The organism is Corynebacterium gottingense (assembly GCF_002285125.1).
GTDB classification, from domain to species: Bacteria; Actinomycetota; Actinomycetes; order Mycobacteriales; family Mycobacteriaceae; genus Corynebacterium; species Corynebacterium gottingense.
In genome coordinates this window covers 53191-71283 of record NZ_NSGN01000004.1, presented here as the reverse complement: position 1 = coordinate 71283, position 18093 = coordinate 53191, and the positions used below count along the sequence as shown (strand labels likewise).

17 protein-coding genes are annotated in these 18093 nt (G+C 67.9%); 15 read left to right on the top strand and 2 right to left on the bottom strand.

The genetic code is table 11. The features are described from left to right. Nucleotides 1–42 precede the first annotated feature (42 nt). Nucleotides 43–588 carry a hypothetical protein gene (locus tag CKJ82_RS05260; RefSeq protein WP_095537318.1) on the top strand — a complete coding sequence of 182 codons (546 nt, stop codon included), beginning with the start codon at nt 43–45 and terminating at the stop codon, nt 586–588. Beyond that, nucleotides 588–1139: an isopentenyl-diphosphate Delta-isomerase gene (idi, locus tag CKJ82_RS05255; RefSeq protein WP_095537317.1), complete on the top strand. Its 552-nt coding sequence runs from the start codon at nt 588–590 to the stop codon at nt 1137–1139. Before CKJ82_RS05260 ends, idi begins: the two co-directional genes overlap by 1 nt. On the opposite strand, the gene CKJ82_RS05250 is transcribed toward idi, so the two are convergent. After that, nucleotides 1136–2446, bottom strand: coding sequence for a carboxylesterase family protein (locus tag CKJ82_RS05250; RefSeq protein ID WP_095537316.1), 1311 nt, complete (start codon nt 2444–2446; stop codon nt 1136–1138). The two genes, idi and CKJ82_RS05250, sit on opposite strands and share 4 nt — an antisense overlap. Before the next feature lie 19 nt (nt 2447–2465). Here CKJ82_RS05250 and CKJ82_RS05245 point away from each other — a divergent pair, with 19 nt between their 5' ends. The 3 genes from CKJ82_RS05245 to CKJ82_RS11785 are packed head-to-tail and all read left to right on the top strand — an operon-like array spanning nt 2466 to nt 4865. Next, complete coding sequence (locus CKJ82_RS05245) at nt 2466–4490, top strand: M3 family metallopeptidase (protein WP_476728489.1); 2025 nt, start codon at nt 2466–2468, stop codon at nt 4488–4490. Nucleotides 4491–4513: 23 nt separating this feature from the next. After that, nucleotides 4514–4717 carry a hypothetical protein gene (locus CKJ82_RS05240; RefSeq protein ID WP_095537315.1) on the top strand — a complete coding sequence of 68 codons (204 nt, stop codon included), beginning with the start codon at nt 4514–4516 and terminating at the stop codon, nt 4715–4717. A 4-nt stretch (nt 4718–4721) separates the two neighbouring features. Beyond that, on the top strand, nt 4722–4865 hold the full coding sequence (locus tag CKJ82_RS11785) for a hypothetical protein (protein WP_095275485.1): 144 nt from the start codon (nt 4722–4724) through the stop codon (nt 4863–4865). Between the two features lie 66 nt (nt 4866–4931). Here the strand turns inward: CKJ82_RS11785 and malQ are convergent, their stop codons facing one another. Beyond that, nucleotides 4932–7076: a 4-alpha-glucanotransferase gene (gene malQ, locus CKJ82_RS05230; RefSeq protein WP_240510696.1), complete on the bottom strand. Its 2145-nt coding sequence runs from the start codon at nt 7074–7076 to the stop codon at nt 4932–4934. Between the two features lie 91 nt (nt 7077–7167). On the opposite strand from malQ, the gene CKJ82_RS05225 reads away from it, so the two are divergent. The 10 genes from CKJ82_RS05225 to CKJ82_RS05180 all read left to right on the top strand — a co-directional run bounded on the left by CKJ82_RS05225 (nt 7168) and on the right by CKJ82_RS05180 (nt 18027). Continuing rightward, nucleotides 7168–9006: an AMP-dependent synthetase/ligase gene (locus CKJ82_RS05225; RefSeq protein WP_095537314.1), complete on the top strand. Its 1839-nt coding sequence runs from the start codon at nt 7168–7170 to the stop codon at nt 9004–9006. A 129-nt stretch (nt 9007–9135) separates the two neighbouring features. Beyond that, the gene (locus CKJ82_RS05220; protein ID WP_095275579.1) at nt 9136–9804 is read left to right on the top strand and encodes a hypothetical protein; all 669 of its coding nucleotides are present in this window, start codon (nt 9136–9138) and stop codon (nt 9802–9804) included. Nucleotides 9805–9813: 9 nt separating this feature from the next. Next, complete coding sequence (gene hemW, locus CKJ82_RS05215) at nt 9814–10965, top strand: radical SAM family heme chaperone HemW (RefSeq protein WP_095537313.1); 1152 nt, start codon at nt 9814–9816, stop codon at nt 10963–10965. A 31-nt stretch (nt 10966–10996) separates the two neighbouring features. Beyond that, nucleotides 10997–12016: a heat-inducible transcriptional repressor HrcA gene (gene hrcA / locus CKJ82_RS05210; protein ID WP_095537312.1), complete on the top strand. Its 1020-nt coding sequence runs from the start codon at nt 10997–10999 to the stop codon at nt 12014–12016. A gap of 62 nt (nt 12017–12078) precedes the next feature. Continuing rightward, the gene (gene dnaJ / locus CKJ82_RS05205) at nt 12079–13218 is read left to right on the top strand and encodes a molecular chaperone DnaJ (protein ID WP_095537311.1); all 1140 of its coding nucleotides are present in this window, start codon (nt 12079–12081) and stop codon (nt 13216–13218) included. Then, nucleotides 13218–13916 (top strand): 16S rRNA (uracil(1498)-N(3))-methyltransferase, encoded by a 699-nt coding sequence (locus tag CKJ82_RS05200; protein ID WP_095537310.1) that lies wholly within the window; start codon nt 13218–13220, stop codon nt 13914–13916. Before dnaJ ends, CKJ82_RS05200 begins: the two co-directional genes overlap by 1 nt. 14 nt (nt 13917–13930) lie before the next feature. After that, nucleotides 13931–14953: a PhoH family protein gene (locus tag CKJ82_RS05195; protein ID WP_095537309.1), complete on the top strand. Its 1023-nt coding sequence runs from the start codon at nt 13931–13933 to the stop codon at nt 14951–14953. Continuing rightward, the gene (ybeY, locus tag CKJ82_RS05190; protein ID WP_095537308.1) at nt 14950–15585 is read left to right on the top strand and encodes an rRNA maturation RNase YbeY; all 636 of its coding nucleotides are present in this window, start codon (nt 14950–14952) and stop codon (nt 15583–15585) included. The genes CKJ82_RS05195 and ybeY overlap by 4 nt, the downstream gene beginning before the upstream one ends. 7 nt (nt 15586–15592) lie before the next feature. Beyond that, nucleotides 15593–16921, top strand: a complete 1329-nt coding sequence (locus CKJ82_RS05185) for a hemolysin family protein (RefSeq protein ID WP_095537307.1) — start codon at nt 15593–15595, stop codon at nt 16919–16921. A gap of 41 nt (nt 16922–16962) precedes the next feature. Beyond that, a complete protein-coding gene (locus CKJ82_RS05180; protein ID WP_095537306.1) occupies nt 16963–18027 on the top strand; it encodes a 2,3-butanediol dehydrogenase in 1065 nt (354 codons plus the stop codon). The last annotated feature ends 66 nt before the right edge of the window (nt 18028–18093 follow it).

Below are 18093 nucleotides of genomic sequence, written 5' to 3'. Positions count from 1 at the left end.
CGCATTTCAGTGCAGTGCCACAACGAGGTAAAAGAGGCGTTTATGTCACACCGTTCGCAGTTCACCGCCGTGCTGCTTGCCGCCACGTCCGTCTTTGCGTTGTCCGCGTGCGTGAGCGGCAACGAGAGCGAGGAGGCGAAGGAATCTGAAATCGAGATCACGACGCCGACTGGCGCCCCCGCCCCGGAGTTCAAGGCGGAGGAGACCGACCCGCTGATCAGCGACGAGATCACGGGCGAGCGCGTGAAGGACCCGGCGATGGACCTCTCCTACAAGTGGCAGGGCACCAGCGCTGCGCCCGGTGGCGGCACCGTGGTCGTCGTAGCTGTGACCAACGAGAGCGAGGTCCCGATGCCCGCGGACACCCTCACCCCGAAGCTGCGCTACAACTCCGGCAACAACAACATGCAAAACGCCGACCCGATGAGCGGCGAGAACGCCGGCGTGGAGATCGTCGGCGTGGACCTGCCGCTCGGCCCCGGCGCCACCACGAACGCGAAGTACGCCTTCAACGTGTCCACCGGCAATCTGTGGGACGCCGAGTTCACCATCGGTAATGTCACCTTCAAGGGGAATCTGAACAACTAATGCGCGAGCAAGTAGTGCTTGTCGACGCCACGCGGACCCCAATCGGCACCGCCGACAAAGCCACGGTGCACACCACCGACACCCCGCTGCACCTCGCGTTCTCCTGCTGGCTGCGCAACGCCGACGGCGAGGTGCTGCTCACGCGCCGCGCGCTCTCCAAGATTGCGTGGCCAGGGGTGTGGACGAACTCCTTTTGCGGCCACCCGGGCCCGGGCGAAGCGGTAGCCGACGCGGTGCGCCGCCGCGCCGCCGAGGAGCTGGGCATTGGCGCGATCGACGGGCTGACGGAGATCCTGCCGGACTTCCGCTACCGCGCCGTCGATTCCTCCGGCATCGTGGAAAACGAGTGCTGCCCGGTCTACGTTGCCCGTCTCGCGCCGGGCGCGGCGCTGGACGCCAACCCGGACGAGGTCGACTCCTGGGACTGGGTCGCGTCGGAGGCGCTCATCCGTGCCGTCGACGCCACCCCGTTCGTGTTCTCGCCGTGGCTCGTTGATGAGCTCGCGGACCCGCGCCTGCGCCGCGCGCTCACCCAGACCGGTTCGCACTAAAGCTCGTGGGCCACGGGGCTGAACGCGCCCCGCAGGTAGCCGAGCGGATCCGTCACCTCCTGCGCCCCCGAGCCGTCCAGCGCCACGCGCAGCGCGGTCCGCCCCGTCCCCGCGCGCGTGCCGCCGCTGTAGGGCTCCCACCCGACGTCGCCGCCGCGCACAAATTGGGTGAGCCACCGGTTGAGCCCGGTGCCGTAGGCGCCATCGGCGCCGAACGCGGGGGCGAGGTCGGCGGCGTGGTGCGCCGGGAGGTCGGCGCTGGCGACGAGCTCCGCCTGCCACACCGTTCCCGGCGCGCCCTCAGCAATGTCGTCGACCCAGCGGCGGCACATGGCGTCGGAAATCAGGCGCCCCACCACGTGGCCCGGGTCCATGCGCGACGCCGCGCCGAGGTACTCGCCGACGCGCCCCTTGGCCAGCCCCATGTGCCGGCCCAACGCCCGCGCCACGGGGGTGGCCAGGGCGGTGCCGTCCGCAAACGCCCCGTTGGGGAAGAACTCGTCGCGGGTAGAGGTGACCACCAGGGGGACGCGAGCGAGCTTCGCGGGCTCCAGCGGGAACGGGCCGAGCGCGATGTCGGTGCAGTACTGCGTGCGGAAGCGGCGGTAGGCGCGGTCGAGCCGCTGCGGCGACCGGTCGTAGAGCGGGTTGAGCTCCTCGCGCAGCAGCGCCCGCCCGAGCGCGCCGCGCGCCGCCCACCGGCGCGAGTCCATCCCGCGGCGCGGGAACACCGGCGACGCCGCCACCGCGCGACGGAACTCGCCCTTGTAGTGGTCGCGCCGGCACAGCCAGACGGCGATGTCCGCTCCGGCGCTTTGGCCCGCGACGGTGACGTTGGTGGGGTCCCCGCCGAACGCCTCGATGTTGCGCTGCACCCAGCTCAGCGCCGCCGCGCAGTCCTGCACGGCCCGGTACTGGCCGGGGGCGTCACCGCCCACCGGCAGCATCCCCGGAAACTTCAGCCGGTACCCCACCTGCACCAGGATGATCCCGTCGCGGGCGAAGGCGGGGCCGTTGGCGCGGTCATCGGCGTGGGTGCCCTCCTCGAACCGGCCGCCGTGGATCCACACCAGCACCGGCAGGTCGTCGTTTCTGCGAGCGCCCTCCGGGGCGGTGATGCTCAGGCGGGTGGCGTGGGGTAGGGGAGTAGTGGCGTCGATAAGCATGCCCGTGGGCGCTGGAGCGGGAGGGTCGAACGCGGCGGTGAAGCGCGCGTACGGGATCGAGTGGAACTCGCGGACTGCTCCGTCGCTGGTGCCGACGATAGCGCCGGCGGGGCAAGTGACCTGAGTTTCGCGCGTAGCCATGCCGCAATCGTAACCGCCTATGATGGCCGCCATGACCAACCCACTGCTTGCCCCGTCGGAGCTGCCGTACCAGCTGCCGGACTTTGCCCACATCAGGCTCGCGCACGTCGAGCCCGCGTTTGCGGAAGCGCTTGCGCGCCACGACGCGGAGATCGCGGAAATCTGCGCGCAGGAGTCGCCGAACTGGGAGAACACCGTCGAGGCGCTCGAGCTCGCGGGGCAGGACCTATCGCGCGTGCTCGCCTGGTTCTTCAACCTGCAGGGGACTGACGCCACCGCGGAGTTTGACGCCGTAGCCGACCGCATCGTCCCGCAGCTGTCCGCTCACACGGACGCGATCTACCAAAACGCGGAGCTGTATTCCCGGCTGCGCGCGGTGGCGGTGCCCGATGACGAGGAGTCGCGGCGCCTGCACGAGCTGCTCGTGCGCCGCTTCGTCCGCCGCGGCGCGGACTTGGACGCGAACGGCAAGGCGCGCCTGGCGGCTATCAACGGGCGGCTGTCCGAACTCTCGGAGCAGTTCGGCCGCAACCTGCTCGCCGACACGAAGCGCCTCGCCGTGCGGTTCTCACGCGACGAGCTCGCGGGACTGAGCGAGGACCAGCTGGACGCGTTCGCGGCGGACGACGGGAGCGGCGAGTACATCGTGCCCCTCGAACTTCCCACGACCCAGTCGCTGCAGGCCGAGCTGGAGGACCCCGCGGCGCGGCGCGCGCTTTTCGACGCCTCCCAGCAGCGCGGTGCCGAGTCGAACGTTGACATCGTAGTGGAGACGGTCACGCTGCGGCAGGAGCGCGCCAAGCTCCTGGGGTACGACACGCACGCGGACTACGTGATTGCGGAGGAAACCGCGGGCACCGCCGACGCGGCCCGCTCGTTGATCGCGGACCTGGCTCCGGCTGCCGCGGCGAACGCGGAGGCGGAACGCAAGCTCGCCGGCGAGCTCGCGCGGTCGCGCGGCGCGGAGCTTGGGGGCCCCGATGGCCCCGACGGTGCGGACTGGCCGTACTGGGCGGCGCAGCGCCGCGCCGAGGAACTCAACTTGGACGAGGCCGAGCTGCGCAACTACTTCCCGCTCTGGCAGGTGCTGCAGGACGGCGTGTTTTACGCGGCGAACCTGCTCTACGGCGTCACCGTCACGCGCCGCGAGGACCTGCGCGGCTACCGCGACGACGTGCAGGTGTGGGAGGTCAAGGAAGAAGATGGCACCGGCCTCGGCCTGCTGCTCACGGACTACTCGGCGCGCGAGACCAAGCGCGGCGGGGCGTGGATGAGCTCGTTCATGGACCAGTCCCGGCTCGCCGGCACGGCACCGGTGGTGGTCAACGTCATGAGTGTGAATAGCGAACTGCTCACCATCGACGAGGTCACCACCGTCTTCCACGAGTTCGGCCACGCGCTGCACGGTCTGCTCTCCAACGTGCGCTATCCGTCGCTGTCCGGCACTAATGTCCCGAGGGACTGGGTGGAATTCCCCTCGCAGATCAACGAGAACTACGCGTTCGCGCCCGAAATCGTGCGCAACTACGCCCGCCACGTGGACACCGGCGCGCCGATCCCGCCCGCGTTGCTCGAGTCCGTCCGCGCCGCGCGCCAGTTTGGCCAGGGCTTTGCCACCGCCGAGTACCTCGCCGCCAGCGCCATCGACCTTGAGTGGCATTCGCTTACCGACGCCACCCCGGCCGACATCGACGCCTTCGAAGAGGACGTCCTGCGGCGCTACCACCTCGACGTTCCCGGGCTCACGCCCCGGTACCGCTCGACGTGGTTCAACCACATCTTCGCCGGCGGCTACTCCGCCGGGTACTACTCCTATCTGTGGGCCGAAGCACTGGACGCGGACGGGTACGACCTGGTGCAGGAGGGAGGCATCAACCGGGCGACCGGCGCGAAGTTCCGCGACGCTATCCTGTCGCGCGGCGCTGCGCGCGACTACACCGAGGCGTACACGGCGTTCCGCGGCCGCGAGAAAGATACGCGCCCGCTGCTCGTGCGGCGTGGGCTCGAGGGCACCGACATCGCGCCCAACACTGGGCGCGTGTAGGCGTACACGGAGGAGGGACCTTCATGTTTGCACTGAGCCCCTGGCTCCAGCTCCCGATCGTGCTTGCCGTCGCGCTGCCGGCGGCCGGGCTCGCCGCGTGGGCGATGCTGCACGTGGCGGATTGGCTGGCGTTCTTGCGCGACAGAACTCGTGGGGCCAAAAGCGCCCAAGAGACCGGAAGCGCACACGGCGAAGTTTCGGCCGCGGCGGACGGGGAAGTACACTAGCGCCATGGCAAACCCGGAAGAATTGCGCAAGCAGGATCAGCGCCTGCCACGGCAGCAACGCAAGTACCCGCAGTCGCGGGTGACGCAGGCACTGTACGTGATGCTCGCGCTCGTCGTTATTGCGGCGATCGTCGGTAGCCTGGTGTAGCAGGCCGAGCCGGTCGAGCCCGCACCTGCGCGGGACCTGCGCCGGCGGCGCCGCACAGCGGCCGAGTTAGCGCTGCGGCCGCCGCGACGCCTCTGCGACCCGGTGGAAGAGGGGGTTGGACGGCAGGGCGTCGATAAGCACTGGCTTCCCTGCGGCATCGGTGAGGGGGATACACCAGTTTGCGTACTGGTGCGCGTTGGTGCCCGGCTGGTTTTGGATGCGGCGGTCGCCCACCATGTCCACGAGGTTCGTGCACGTCATCGCGGACGGGGTCGAGGCGATGAAGCGGGTGAGTCCGACAAGCAGGTCATCCAGCGAGCCCGCGCTGTCGAACTCGCCGAGGTCGTACTGGGTAAAGTCGGTGTCCGCGAACGCCGTGCCCGCGAACGCGCCCTCGGCGCGCACCTGGTTGAGCACGCGGCCGATCCACACGCCGTCCTCGGCGTTGAGCTCTTCGAGCGACTCCGCGACCAGGCCCAGGCGGGAGCGCAGCTCGTTGTGCACGCCCTCCATGTAGCCGGCGGTCGGCGGCAGGTCGTGCGTGCCAACGGCGGACAGCGCCAGCGCCCGGTACTGGTCGGCCGGGCGTGGGTCGTCGGAATCGGTCGCCTCGAACCACAGGACCGTCGTGCCGAACACACCGGTGTCGCGCAGCACGTCCTGCACCCACGGCTCGAAGGTGCCCAGGTCCTCGCCGATCACCACGGCGCCTGCGCGCTGCGCCTCAAGCAGGAGGATGCCCACCATCGCCCGGTAGTCGTAGTTCATGTACAGGCCGTCAGCCGGCTTGTCCTCGCGCGGCATCCAGAACAGGCGGAACAGACCCAGGATGTGGTCGACGCGGATGCCGCCGGAGTGGCGCAGCACCGTGCGCAGCAAGTCGCGCCACGGGCCGTACCCCTGCTGGGCGAGTGCCTCCGGGTTCCACGGCGGTTGGGACCAGTCCTGCCCCTGCTGGGAGTACATGTCCGGCGGCGCGCCAACCGAGGCGTCGGCGACCAGCACATCAGCCAGCGTGTGAGCGTCCGCGCCGTCCGGGTGAATGCCCACGGCGAGGTCCGTCATGATGCCGATGCGCATGCCGGCGGCCAGCGCGCGGTCCTGGGCGACGCGGCGCTGCTCGTCCGCGATGAACTGCAGCCACATGTAGAACTGGATCGTTTCCTCGTCGGCGGCCTTCGCCGCGTGCTGGCCGTGCTCGACCGCGTCGGCCTGGACGGCGCACCACTCGCCGAACTCGCGCAGGCCCTCGCCCTCGTCCAGGGTGTACAGCTCGAAGTCGTGCGAGCGCCCCGGGTCCTGCTGGGACAGGTAGAACAGCTCGCGCAGGACCGCGAGCTTCACCTCAAACACGGCGTTGCGGTCCAGCGGGTCGGCGGTGTGGTTCATCGCTTTCAGCGGGCTGACCAGCTGGTTGACCTCCGCGCGCGTTTCCACGCCCAGCTTGGTGAACTCGGGGACCGCCTCGACGGAAATGTAAATGGGATTGACAAAGCGGCGCGAGGCGGGGAGGTACGGGGAGTCCTCCACCGGCGGGACGGGCTGCGCAGCGTGCACCGGGTTGATCAACAGGTAGTCCGCGCCTTCGGCGGCGACAGCCTCGGCGATGCGCGCGAGGTCTTCAAAGTCGCCGATGCCCCAGGACTGCGTGGAGCGCACGGAGTAGAGCTGCGCCATCACGCCGTACGCGGGCCGGCGCTCGAGCGCCTCGTTGGTGGTCAGGCGGGCCGGCACAACAATGAGCGGGCAGACCTCGTCCAGGTCGTCGGACTCCAGGTGCAGCTCGTGCCAACCTTCGGGCAGGTCGCCGGGGACGTGGAAGGTCGCCTCGCCCCAGACGGTGCCGTCGGCGGCGGTGGTCGGCGGCGCCCAGTTCTCGTCCTGGTAGGCGTCGCGCGAGGACCCGTCCTCCAGGCGGATCCAGCAGTGCGCGTAGTGGCCGTCCTTGACGTGGACGTTGAAGTGCTGTTCCTCGCCCGCGGTGGCGACCACGGTGAGGGGCAGCGGCCGGGTCGCGAGGGCGGTCGCGCGGGCGTCGATAAGCTCTTGGAGCTCCTGGTCTGAGGGGGATTCAGACAGCGGCACGCCGATTGCGCGCAGCAGTTTCATGAAGGACTGCGCCGGCGGCGTAACAAGTTTCCCAACGTCGGAGCGGTAGGAGGTGCCAAAGCCGTACGACCGGGCGAGTGACAGCAGGAGTTCTTCATTCATCACAGTGAACACAACGAACATTGTGCCAAACGCGCCGCGCGCTCGCCCGGAGCGGGGCCGAGCAGCTGTTAACGCGGTAGGGTGAGGGCTTATGTCACAGAATTCTTTCACCACGGACCTCGGTTTCGAGCTCGACGCGTCGGAAAACTGCCTGAGCCAGCTGATCACGCTGTGCACGGAGCACCCGCACACCGTGCTGTTTTCCCGCCCGCGTAACTACGACTGGGTGAACGTGACCGCCGGCGAGTTCCTTGAGGAAGTCTACGAGGCCGCGAAGGGCCTGGTCGCTGCGGGTGTTGAGCCCGGCGATCGCGTGGCCATCCTGTCGGCGACCCGCTACGAGTGGTCGCTGATGGACTTTGCCATCTGGGCGGCCGGGGCGGCGTCGGTGCCGATCTACCCGTCGAGCTCCATGTCGCAGATCCAGTGGATTCTGGAGGATTCCGGCGCGAAGCTGGCGCTGACGGAGACGCGTGATCATACGCAGCTGATCAGCTCGTTCGTGCTGCAGGAGGATGGCACGCCGCGGCTAGCTGGCTCCACGTCCCAGCTGCGCAAGGTCTATGAATTTAATGCCTCGGGCGTGGAGACGCTCAAGTTCGAGGGGCGCGAGGTGGAGCAGTCGCTCATCGACGCCCGCGTGGCCGCCATCACCCACGACGACATCGGCTCGATCGTCTACACCTCGGGCACCACCGGCCGGCCGAAGGGCGTGGAGCTCACGCACGGCAACTGGGCCTACCAGACGTGGGCGCTGATTAAGAACGAGATTGGCGAGGTCGCCGTTCCCGGCAAGCGCGTCGTCACCTTCCTGCCGCTCGCGCACGTGCTGCAGCGCGCGGTGTCGCTGGCGCTGACGATGGCGGGCGCGACCCAGTCGCACTGGTCCGACACCTCCACCCTCACGGTGGAGCTGCAGCGTGCCCGGCCGAACATGGTGCTCGGCGTGCCGCGCGTGTTTGAGAAGGTGCGCAACGCCGCCTACAACAAGGCCGCTGACGGCTCCGCCGTGGGCAAGCGCGTCTTCCTCGAGGCCGAGCGCGCCGCCATCGAGTACTCCAAGGCGCTGGATACGCCGGAGGGGCCGAACCGCGTGCAGAAGGCGAAGCGGAAGGTGTTTGAAAAGCTCGTCTACTCCAAGCTCAAGGACGCCATGGGTGGCGCCGTGACCTACGGAATCACGGGCGGTTCCGCGATGAGCGCCGAGCTGTCGCACTTCTTCCGCGGCATGGGCGTGCCCATCTACGAGGGATACGGGCTGACCGAGACCTGCGCCGCGGCGTGTGTGAACAACAAGGCCGGGCAGAAGATCGGCACCGTCGGCCCACCGGTCAACGGCTACTCCGTGCGCATCAACGACGACGGCGAGATCGAGTTCTCCGGCCCCGGCGTGTTCAAGCAGTACTGGAACAACCCGGACGCCACGGCCGAGGCGTTCGACGAAGGCTGGTTCAACACCGGCGACCTGGGCGAGGTGGACGCCGAGGGCTTCGTGCGCATCACTGGCCGCAAGAAGGACCTCATTGTCACCGCGGGCGGCAAGAACGTTTCGCCCGGGCCGATGGAGGAGATCATCCGTCAGGACCCGCTCATTTCGAACGCGCTCATTGTCGGCGACGGCAAGCCATTTATCGGCGTGCTGGTCACGCTGGACGAGGACGAGCTGGCCCGCTGGAAGGCCACCCACAACATCCCGGAGCAGAAGAAGCTCGCGGAGCTCGCCCAGGACGCGAGCCTTCGCGCGGAGGTACAGGACGCGATCAACATGGCCAACGCGACCGTTTCGCACGCCGAGGCGATTAAGAAGTTCCGCATCCTGGACCGCGACCTCTCCGAGCGCGACAACGAGATGACGCCAACGATGAAGGTCAAGCGCAACGTGGTCTTCCAGCGCTTCCGCGAGGACATTGACAAGCTCTACGAGCGCTAGCGTGCGTCGGTGGCGGGGTGGGTGCGGCGTAGCTTCGGCGCGCCTTCCGCGCCGGGGCGCGCCCGTGCCTTAGCATTGCTCCCAGCAAATCCGTAACTCGTCCTGAGCAATACAAAAGGGGGCTTGTCCGTGCACAAGACGGCTGCAATGCTGCGGCACCGCGAGCTCACGCAGGAGATTTACAACATCGGCGACGAGGTCGCCGAGTACATCGAGCACATTGCAGAGGCCGTCGCGGACTACGACGGCGAGCTCACGGACGACTGCCTCGCCGAGTTTGTGGAGATCGCCGACGACGCCCGCGTGGACGCGCGCCGGGTGGTCGGCGAGCTCATCGGCCTGCGCCAGGCACTGACCTCGGGGATGCGCGCGGGCGTCCTGTCCGCCTCCGCCTGCCCCGAGGAGAAGGTCCCCGAGCCGGAGCTTCTCGACGCCACCGGGCTGGAAGAGCTCTTCCCGCTTTCCGCGCCGTTTTCCGTGCAGACGATGGAGGACGCGCTCACCGGCCGCACCGACCTCACTGTCCAGCACCTCACCGAGATTGTCGCCTACACCCTTGAGCAGACCGACATGGTCGCCCGCGAGCTCGGCGCGGTGAGCCTACCGCACCTTTACGCCACAGTCTCAGAGCTGGTCGAGGCCGCCGTCGAGGGGTGGGTGGAGACTGTGTGCGTTGACCATCCGGCGTTCGTGCGCACTATGCGCGGGACCAACCCGCCGGAGTTTTTGGACGAGCGCGCCCGCATCAACCGGATCGTGGAGAAGGTCGCGGCGAAGCGCTCCCGGCGCGGTGCCTAAACTGGCCGCATGGCTGAACACGACTCTTTTGGCGTCTACCTTCACGTCCCGTTCTGCGCGACCCGTTGTGGCTACTGCGACTTCAATACGTACACGCCCACCGAGGTAGCGTCCTCGCACGCGGAGTACCTGGACGCGATCGAGCGCGAGCTGGAGCTCGCCGCCGCGCGCACCGCCGCCGCGCGGGGCGAGCGCACCCCGCCGCGCGCGGACACTGTGTTCGTGGGCGGGGGCACCCCGTCGCTGCTCGGCGCAGACGGGCTGTCGCGCCTGCTGGGTGCCGTCCGCAACACCTTCGGCCTCGCGCCGAACGCCGAGGTCACCACGGAGTCGAACCCGGAGTCCACCAGCCCCGGCTACTTCGCGGGGCTGCGCGAGGCAGGTTTTACTCGTGTGTCGCTCGGGATGCAGTCCGCCTCCACGCCCGTACTCAAGGTGCTGGACCGCGCGCACACGCCGGGGCGCGCTGTCGCCGCTGCCCGCGAGGCGCTTGCCGCCGGGTTTGACCACGTCAACCTGGACATGATCTACGGCACCCCGACGGAGACGGACGATGACGTGCGCGCCACGCTCGACGCGATCCTTTCCACGGGAGTGGACCACGTGTCCGCGTACTCGCTCATCGTGGAGGACGGCACCGCGATGGCGCGCAAGGTGCGCCGCGGTGAGCTGCCGGCGCCCGAGGAGGAGGTGTACGCGCGCCGCTACGAGTTGATCGCCGAGGCGCTCGAGGCCGCGGGGTTCGGCTGGTACGAGGTGTCCAACTGGTCGAAGCCGGGCGGGGAGTGTCGGCACAACCTGCTGTACTGGCGCGATGGCCAGTGGTGGGGCGCGGGTCCGGGGGCGCACTCTTATATCGGCCGCGAGCGCTTCGCAAACGTGAAGCGCCCAGAGCGCTACGCCGACATCCTGCGGGGCGGCGAGCTGCCGATCGGGTTCACGGAGACGGTGACGGATGCGGAGCACCACGACGAGCAGGTGATGCTCGGCCTGCGCCTGAAGGAGGGTGTCCCTGCCGGCTCGGTTGGGGCAGGGGCGCGCGAGGTCGTCGACAAGCATGTGCGCGGCGGCCTGCTCACCGCGGGCGAGCGCATCGCGGTGACGGATGCGGGCCGATTGCTTGCAGACGGCATCGTGACCGATATTCTGGCCGCCGAGTAGGATAGCTGGCAGTCGATGAGAGGGAGTGCTAATGAGTGCTGCTGATGACCGCCGCAAGGCGGTGCTGCGCGCAATCGTTGCAGACTACATCGCGCAGCAAGAACCAGTCGGATCGAAGGCACTGGTGGAGCGCCACGGGCTCGGCGTGAGCTCGGCGACCATCAGGAACGACATGAGCGTGCTGGAGCAACAGGGCTACATCAGCCAAACCCACACCTCCTCCGGCCGCATCCCCACGCAGGCCGGGTACCGCGCGTTCGTGGACGCGCTGCACGACGACGTCAAGCCGCTCTCCGTCGCTGAGCGCCACGCCATCCTGGACTTTCTCGAGCACGGCGTGGACCTCGAGGACGTGCTGCGCCGCAGCGTCCAGCTGCTCGCCCAGCTGACCAACCAAGCCGCGGTGGTGCAGCTGCCTAACCTCGACCTGTCGCGCGTGAAGCACTGCGAGGTCGTCTCGCTCACGCCGACGCGCTTGCTGCTGGTGGTCATCACCGACACCGGGCGCGTTGACCAGCGCAATGTCGAGCTCAAGGGGCCGCTTGTCGACGCCCACGTGCCCGTCCTCCGCGACCTCCTTAACGACGTCCTCGTCGGCCGGACGATGCGCGAGGCCGCCGCCGGGCTGTCCACCCTGCACGCGCGCGCCCCGCGCGCACTCGCCGACGCCGTCGGGCGCTGCGCCGCCGTCCTCGTGGACACGCTGGTGGACACGACCGCGGACCGCCTGCTCATCGCCGGCGCGGGCAACCTGACCGTGCACCGGCTGGCGGACCTGCACAGCGTGATCGAGGCCCTGGAGCAGCAGGTCGTCGTGCTGAAGCTCCTGGCCAGCGCGCAGGATCTGGAGCGGGTGTCCGTGCGGATCGGGCGGGAGAACGAGAACGAGGAATTTTCCCAGGCCGCGATTGTTACAACTGCATATGGCGCGGGCGACGAGGCGCTTGGCGGACTCGGGGTGGTCGGTCCGACGTACATGGACTACCCCGGTACGATTCAAAAGGTTGCCACCGTGGCCCAATACATTAGCCGCATCCTGCGGGGCGAATAGCAGCCGCGACCAGCGGGCGAAGCACTTCCTCACACTTCTATAAATCTGAAAGGGTAAATACTTTGGCACGAGACTACTACGGCATTCTCGGCGTCGACCGGGAAGCCACGGAGCAAGAGATTAAGAAGGCGTACCGCAAGCTCGCCCGCAAGTACCACCCGGACGTGAACCCGTCCGAGGAGGCTGCGGAGAAGTTCGCGGACATCTCGCTGGCGCAGGAGGTCCTGCTGGACCCGAAGAAGCGCAGCATTGTGGACCGCGGCGGAGACCCAATGGAGCAGGGCGGCGCGGCCGGGCCCGGCGGCGGCTTCGGTGGATTCGGCGGTGTCGGCGACATTTTCGAGGCGTTCTTCGGCGGGGGCGGCGCGGGCCGCGAGCCGCGTTCGCGCGTGCAGCCGGGCAACGACGCCCTGCTGCGCACCCAGATCACGCTGGAAGAAGCGTTTGCGGGCGTGAAGAAGGACGTCACCGTGGACACCGCCGTGTTGTGCAACAAGTGCCAGGGCTCCGGCTCCGAGTCGGGCGCCAAGCCGGAAACCTGCGACTACTGCCAGGGTCAGGGCGCGGTGCAGGAGATGCAGCAGTCCTTCCTGGGCAACGTGATGACCACCCACGAGTGCCCGAAGTGCCACGGCTACGGCGAGATTATTAAGGACCCGTGCCGTCAGTGCGCCGGCGACGGCCGCGTGCGCACCACCCGCGACCTCACCGTAAACGTCCCGGCCGGCATCGCGTCCGGCATGCGCATCCGCATGGCCAACCAGGGCGAGGTCGGCCACGGCGGCGGCCCGGCGGGCGACCTCTACGTGGAGGTCCACACCGCCCCGCACGCCGTCTTCGCCCGTGAGGGCAACGACCTGCACCTGCAGCTGCGCGTGCCAATGTATGACGCTGCGCTTGGCACCGATCTGGCCGTGGAGAACTTGGCCGGCGAGCAGACCACTATCCAGGTCCCGGCCGGCGTGCAGCCAGATGAGGAGATCGTCCTGCACGGCGAGGGCATGCCGCGCCTGCGCGCCGAGGGCGCGGGCGACATGGTCGCGCACGTGAAGGTGGTCGTGCCGACCGACCTGAGCAAGGACGAGCGCGCCGCGCTGGAGCAGCTGCGCGAGTCTCACGACGACGAGGCGCGCGTGCACTCCAGCGAGGAGTCCGGCGGGGAAAGCTTCTTCTCTCGCATGCGTGGTAAGTTCCGCCGCTGATGAGCCTGCCGTACTTTTACGCCGCGCAGCCAAACTCCGGCGAGCTCGACGGCGCCGAAGCGAAACACGCCCACGTCAAGCGCATCGGCCCGGGGGAGCACATCATGCTTGTCGACGGCCACGGCAACGCCGCCGAAGTCGTCGTCCGCGACTGCTCGCGCGACCGTGTCGTCGGCGACGTGGTGGCCGAACACACCGAAGCCGCGCCCACGCCGCGCGTCACGCTCGTGCAAGCGGTGCCGAAGTCGGAGCGCGCCGAGCTGGCCGTCGACCTCGCCGTGCAGGGCGGCGCGGACGCCATCATTCCCTGGATCTCGCACCGCACCATCGCGCGGTGGGGGAACGACAAGCAGGCGAAGCAGGTGCAGAAGTGGCAAAACCAGGCTGCCGCCTCCGCGAAGCAGTCGCGCCGGGCGTGGCTGCCTAAGGTCCACGACGCGATGACAACCAACCAACTCAAGGACCTCATCGCCGGCAAGCCCGCGGTCGTGCTGCACGAAGATGCGACCGACTCCATCAAGGACCTTAACTTCGGCGAAGAGGTCTTCCTCATCGTCGGCCCGGAGGGCGGCATTAGCCAGGATGAGTTAGATTTGCTCGGAGCCCACCCCGTGCGGATGGGGCCGCAAGTCCTGCGCACAGCGAGCGCCGGGTTCGCGGCACTTTGCGCCATCGGCGCGTTGACGTCTCGCTGGTAGTGTTGAGGAGCAGCATGCAAAATCCAGTTACCCGCAAACTCGAATTGGACTCCGCCTACGCCCAGGCCGTCCTCGGAGTCAACGACGGCAACCTGCGGGTCCTCAACCGGCAGCTCGCCGCTGACATCCACGCGCGAGGCACGACGCTGACGCTGCGCGGTGCCGAGGCGGACGTGGCCTACGCGGCGCGCGTCGTCGATGAGCTTGAGTCCATGGCGCGCCGTGGCGTGCCGGTGGACCCGGACTCCGTCGTCCACGCCGCCCGCATTATGGAGACGGACACGCCAGAATCCGCGTCCGAGATCCTCGGCGCAGAGATCGTCGCCCGCCGCGGCAAGGTGATCCGCCCCAAGACGGCGGGCCAGCGCCAGTACGTCGACGCGATCGACGAGCACACGATTACGTTCGGTATCGGCCCCGCCGGCTCCGGCAAGACCTACCTGGCCGTGGCGAAGGCGGTGCAGGCGCTGCAGGCCAAGGAAGTCAAGCGCATTATCCTCACCCGCCCCGCCGTGGAAGCGGGCGAGAAACTCGGCTTCCTCCCGGGCACGCTGAATGACAAGATCGACCCGTACCTGCGCCCGCTCTACGACGCGCTGCGGGACATGTTGGACCCGGAGATGATCCCCAAGCTCGTCGACGCCAACATCATCGAGGTCGCCCCGCTCGCCTACATGCGCGGTCGCACCCTGTCGGATGCGTTCGTGATCCTGGACGAGGCACAGAACACCACCGGTGCGCAGATGAAGATGTTCCTCACCCGCCTGGGCTTCCGCTCGAAGATGGTGGTCACCGGCGACATCTCGCAGGTGGACCTGCCGCGCGGCACCGTGTCCGGCCTGCGCGTTGCCCGGCGCATTCTGTCCAACATCGATGACATCGCGTTCCAGGAGATGCGCGGCGAGGACGTCGTGCGCCACCACCTGATCTCCCGCATCGTCGCCGCGTACGACCGGCACGATGCCCAGAATTCGATGCGCTACGAAAAGCGCCAGCAGGAGCTTGAGCGCGAGCGCGAGGAGGAAGCCAGCCAGTGAGCATTGAAGTTCTCAACGAGTCCGGCGAGGCCGACGTCAACGAGCAAATGCTTATCGACGTTTGCTCGTTCGCCCTCCAAACCATGGACGTCCACCCGGACACCGAGGCCACGATCACGCTCGTGGATGAGCCGACGATGGCGGATCTCCACGTCCGCTGGATGGACCTCGAGGGCCCGACCGACGTGATGAGCTTCCCTATGGATGAGCTCACTCCCGGTGGCGGGCGCCCGGACGCGACCCCGTTCGGCGCGTCGATGCTGGGCGACATCATCCTGTGCCCGGCGTTCGACCGCAAGCAGGCGGAGATGGCGGGCCACGACTTGGCGCATGAGCTCGCACTGCTCACCGTCCACGGAGTCCTGCACCTGCTTGGCTACGACCACATTCAGCCCGCCGACGAGCGCGAGATGTTCGCGCTGCAGAACGAGATCCTCGCCGACTGGTACGACTCCATGACCGCGCGCGGGGTGGAGTACCAGCCGAAGCCGACCGGGGCGCACGCGTTCCCCTCCGCCGCTGACCGCGAGGAGCTCGACCGTCTGATGCGTGAGCGCGAGGCGCAGCACGCAGACCCCCACAGCCCCCACGGCACCCGCGGCCCCAACGCACCGACCCAGAACGAGAACTAACACCTCAATGCACAACACCATTTTCTACGGCATCATCGCGCTCGCGGCGATGCTGTTGTCCGGCCTTCTTGGCTCCGTCGAATCCGCCCTGACCCCGGTCTCCCGGGCGCGTGTGGAAAACATGGTGAAGGACGAGGTCGCCGGCGCGCCGGCGCTGCTGCGCGTGGTCAACGCGCGCGCGAACCACGTCAACATGCTCGTGCTGCTGTCTACCACGCTGGACATCACGGCGGCGGTGTTCGCGGCGATCACAGCCATGGACCTCATTGACGCGGAAGGCTGGGCGATCACCGCGGCGATCGTGGCGGTAGCGCTGCTGCAGTTCAGCATCATCGGCGTCTTCGCCCGCACGGCTGGCAAGCGCAACCCGTACACCATCTCGCTGAAGGCGGCCCAGTGGCTCGTGGTGTTCCACGCGGTGCTGGGCCCGGTGTCCCGTTTCCTGATCAAGCTGGGCAACCTGTTCCACCCGGGCGCGGACTTCCGCGACGGCCCGTACGCCACCGAAGTGGAGCTGCGCGAGGCCGTTGACATTGCGCAGGAGAAGGGCGTGGTGGAGACCACCGAGGGCCGCATGATCCAGAACATCTTCGACCTCGCGTCCACTCACGCCCGCCAGGTGATGGTGCCGCGCCCGGAGATGATCTGGATCGAGAGCGAAAAGACGGCGCGCCAGGCCACGAGCCTGATGGTTCGCTCGGGTCACTCGCGCGTTCCGCTCATCGGCGAGAGCGTCGACGAGATCGTCGGCGTGGCTTACCTCAAGGACATGTTCGGCGACAACGGTGCCCCGGTCGACGCGTCGACGCAGCTGACCGGGCTGATGCGCGAACCGCTGTTCGTGCCGGAGTCGAAGCCGCTGGACGAGCTGCTCAAGCAGATGCAGCAGCAAAACACGCACATCGCGATCGTCATTGACGAGTTCGGCAACGTAGCCGGCCTCCTCACCATGGAGGACCTGTTGGAGGAAATCGTCGGCGAGATCACCGACGAGTTCGACGAGGACGAGGACGCTCCGGTCGAGCAGATCGGCGAGCGCCAGTTCCGCGCCCAGTCCCGCCTGCCGCTCGATGACTTGGTGGACTACCTCGAGGACCACTTCGACTACGAGGTCGAGTTCGATGACGAGCTCACCGACTCTGTGGACACCCTCGCCGGCCTACTGTCCTATCAGCTTGGCCGCGTCCCGCTCCCGGGTTCGTCGACGGTGATCGACGGCGTGCGCTACACCGCCGAGGGCGGCTTCGACCGCCGCGGCCGCATCAAGACGAGGACAGTGCTTATCGACGTCCCCGAACCCCCCGAAGAGCCGCTGCCGACTGACGAAACGCGCTAAGATAGTACTTGTCAGTTTTCCTCTTGAAAGGGGCTTTTCCAATGCGTGCAGTGCGCTACTACGGTCAGAAAGACATCCGCGTCGAAGAGATTGACGCGCCGGAGGCAGGCAAGGGCGAAGTGCTCATCGACATCGCCTGGTGCGGCATCTGCGGCACCGACCTGCACGAGTACCTGGAGGGGCCGATCTTCTGCCCGAAGCCGGGCCACCCGCACCCGATCACGGGCGAAGAGCCGCCGGTCACCCTCGGCCATGAGTTCTCCGGCGTGATCTCCGCGCTGGGCGAGGGCGTGGACGACCTGGAGGTCGGCCAGCACGTCGTCGTCGAGCCGTACGTCCTGCCGGATGACGTCGACCCGAAGAAGCCGGGCCCGTACAACCTGCACCCGGACGTCAACTTCATTGGCCTGGCCGGCGGTGGCGGCGGCCTCTCCGAGAAGATTGCGGTCCAGCGCCGCTGGGTCCACACGATCTCCAACGACATCCCGCTGGATGAGGCCGCCCTGATCGAGCCCCTTTCCGTTGCCCACCACGGCTTCTCCGCCGCGGACGCGAAGGAAGGCGACGTGGCGCTGATCGGCGGCGCCGGCCCGATCGGCGTGCTCACTGCCGCGGTGGCGAAGGCATACGGCTGCACCGTGGTCATCTCCGAGCTCTCCGAGCTGCGTCGCCAGAAGGCGCTCGACGCCGGCGTGGTCGACTACGCCATCGACCCGAGCAGCCAGGACCTCAAGGAAGAGATCATGAAGATCACAGACGGCAAGGGCGCGGACATCGCTTTCGAGGCCACCTCCGTGAACGTTGTGCTGGACCAGCTGGTGGACTGCCTGAAGCTCAAGGGCACCCTGGTCGTGGAGTCCATCTGGTCCAAGAAGGCATCGCTGGACATCCACAGCGTCGTCATGAAGGAGCTGACGCTGCGCGGCATCATCGGCTACGCACACGACCACGAGCAGACCATCAAGCTCGTCGAGTCCGGCAAGATCGACCTCAAGCCGTTCATCACCGGCAAGATCGGTTTCGACGGCGTGGTCGACGAGGGCTTTGACACCCTGATCAACCGCAACGAGACCGCGGTGAAGATCCTCGTCTCCCCAGAGCTGTAGAGAAAATTAGGAAATTCTCGGGGCTGCGTTTGTGGCCCCTGACGCCCCCGTCGCAAAGCGGCGGGG

Bases quoted from the DNA above. Each gene is read 5' to 3' on its own strand.
- CKJ82_RS05260 (WP_095537318.1), top strand. From the start codon at position 43: ATGTCACACCGTTCGCAGTTCACCGCCGTGCTGCTTGCCGCCACGTCC.
- idi (WP_095537317.1), top strand. From the start codon at position 588: ATGCGCGAGCAAGTAGTGCTTGTCGACGCCACGCGGACCCCAATCGGC.
- CKJ82_RS05250 (WP_095537316.1), bottom strand. From the start codon at position 2,446: ATGGCTACGCGCGAAACTCAGGTCACTTGCCCCGCCGGCGCTATCGTC.
- CKJ82_RS05245 (WP_476728489.1), top strand. From the start codon at position 2,466: ATGATGGCCGCCATGACCAACCCACTGCTTGCCCCGTCGGAGCTGCCG.
- CKJ82_RS05240 (WP_095537315.1), top strand. From the start codon at position 4,514: ATGTTTGCACTGAGCCCCTGGCTCCAGCTCCCGATCGTGCTTGCCGTC.
- CKJ82_RS11785 (WP_095275485.1), top strand. From the start codon at position 4,722: ATGGCAAACCCGGAAGAATTGCGCAAGCAGGATCAGCGCCTGCCACGG.
- malQ (WP_240510696.1), bottom strand. From the start codon at position 7,076: ATGAATGAAGAACTCCTGCTGTCACTCGCCCGGTCGTACGGCTTTGGC.
- CKJ82_RS05225 (WP_095537314.1), top strand. From the start codon at position 7,168: ATGTCACAGAATTCTTTCACCACGGACCTCGGTTTCGAGCTCGACGCG.
- hemW (WP_095537313.1), top strand. From the start codon at position 9,814: ATGGCTGAACACGACTCTTTTGGCGTCTACCTTCACGTCCCGTTCTGC.
- hrcA (WP_095537312.1), top strand. From the start codon at position 10,997: ATGAGTGCTGCTGATGACCGCCGCAAGGCGGTGCTGCGCGCAATCGTT.
- CKJ82_RS05200 (WP_095537310.1), top strand. From the start codon at position 13,218: ATGAGCCTGCCGTACTTTTACGCCGCGCAGCCAAACTCCGGCGAGCTC.
- CKJ82_RS05195 (WP_095537309.1), top strand. From the start codon at position 13,931: ATGCAAAATCCAGTTACCCGCAAACTCGAATTGGACTCCGCCTACGCC.
- CKJ82_RS05185 (WP_095537307.1), top strand. From the start codon at position 15,593: ATGCACAACACCATTTTCTACGGCATCATCGCGCTCGCGGCGATGCTG.
- CKJ82_RS05180 (WP_095537306.1), top strand. From the start codon at position 16,963: ATGCGTGCAGTGCGCTACTACGGTCAGAAAGACATCCGCGTCGAAGAG.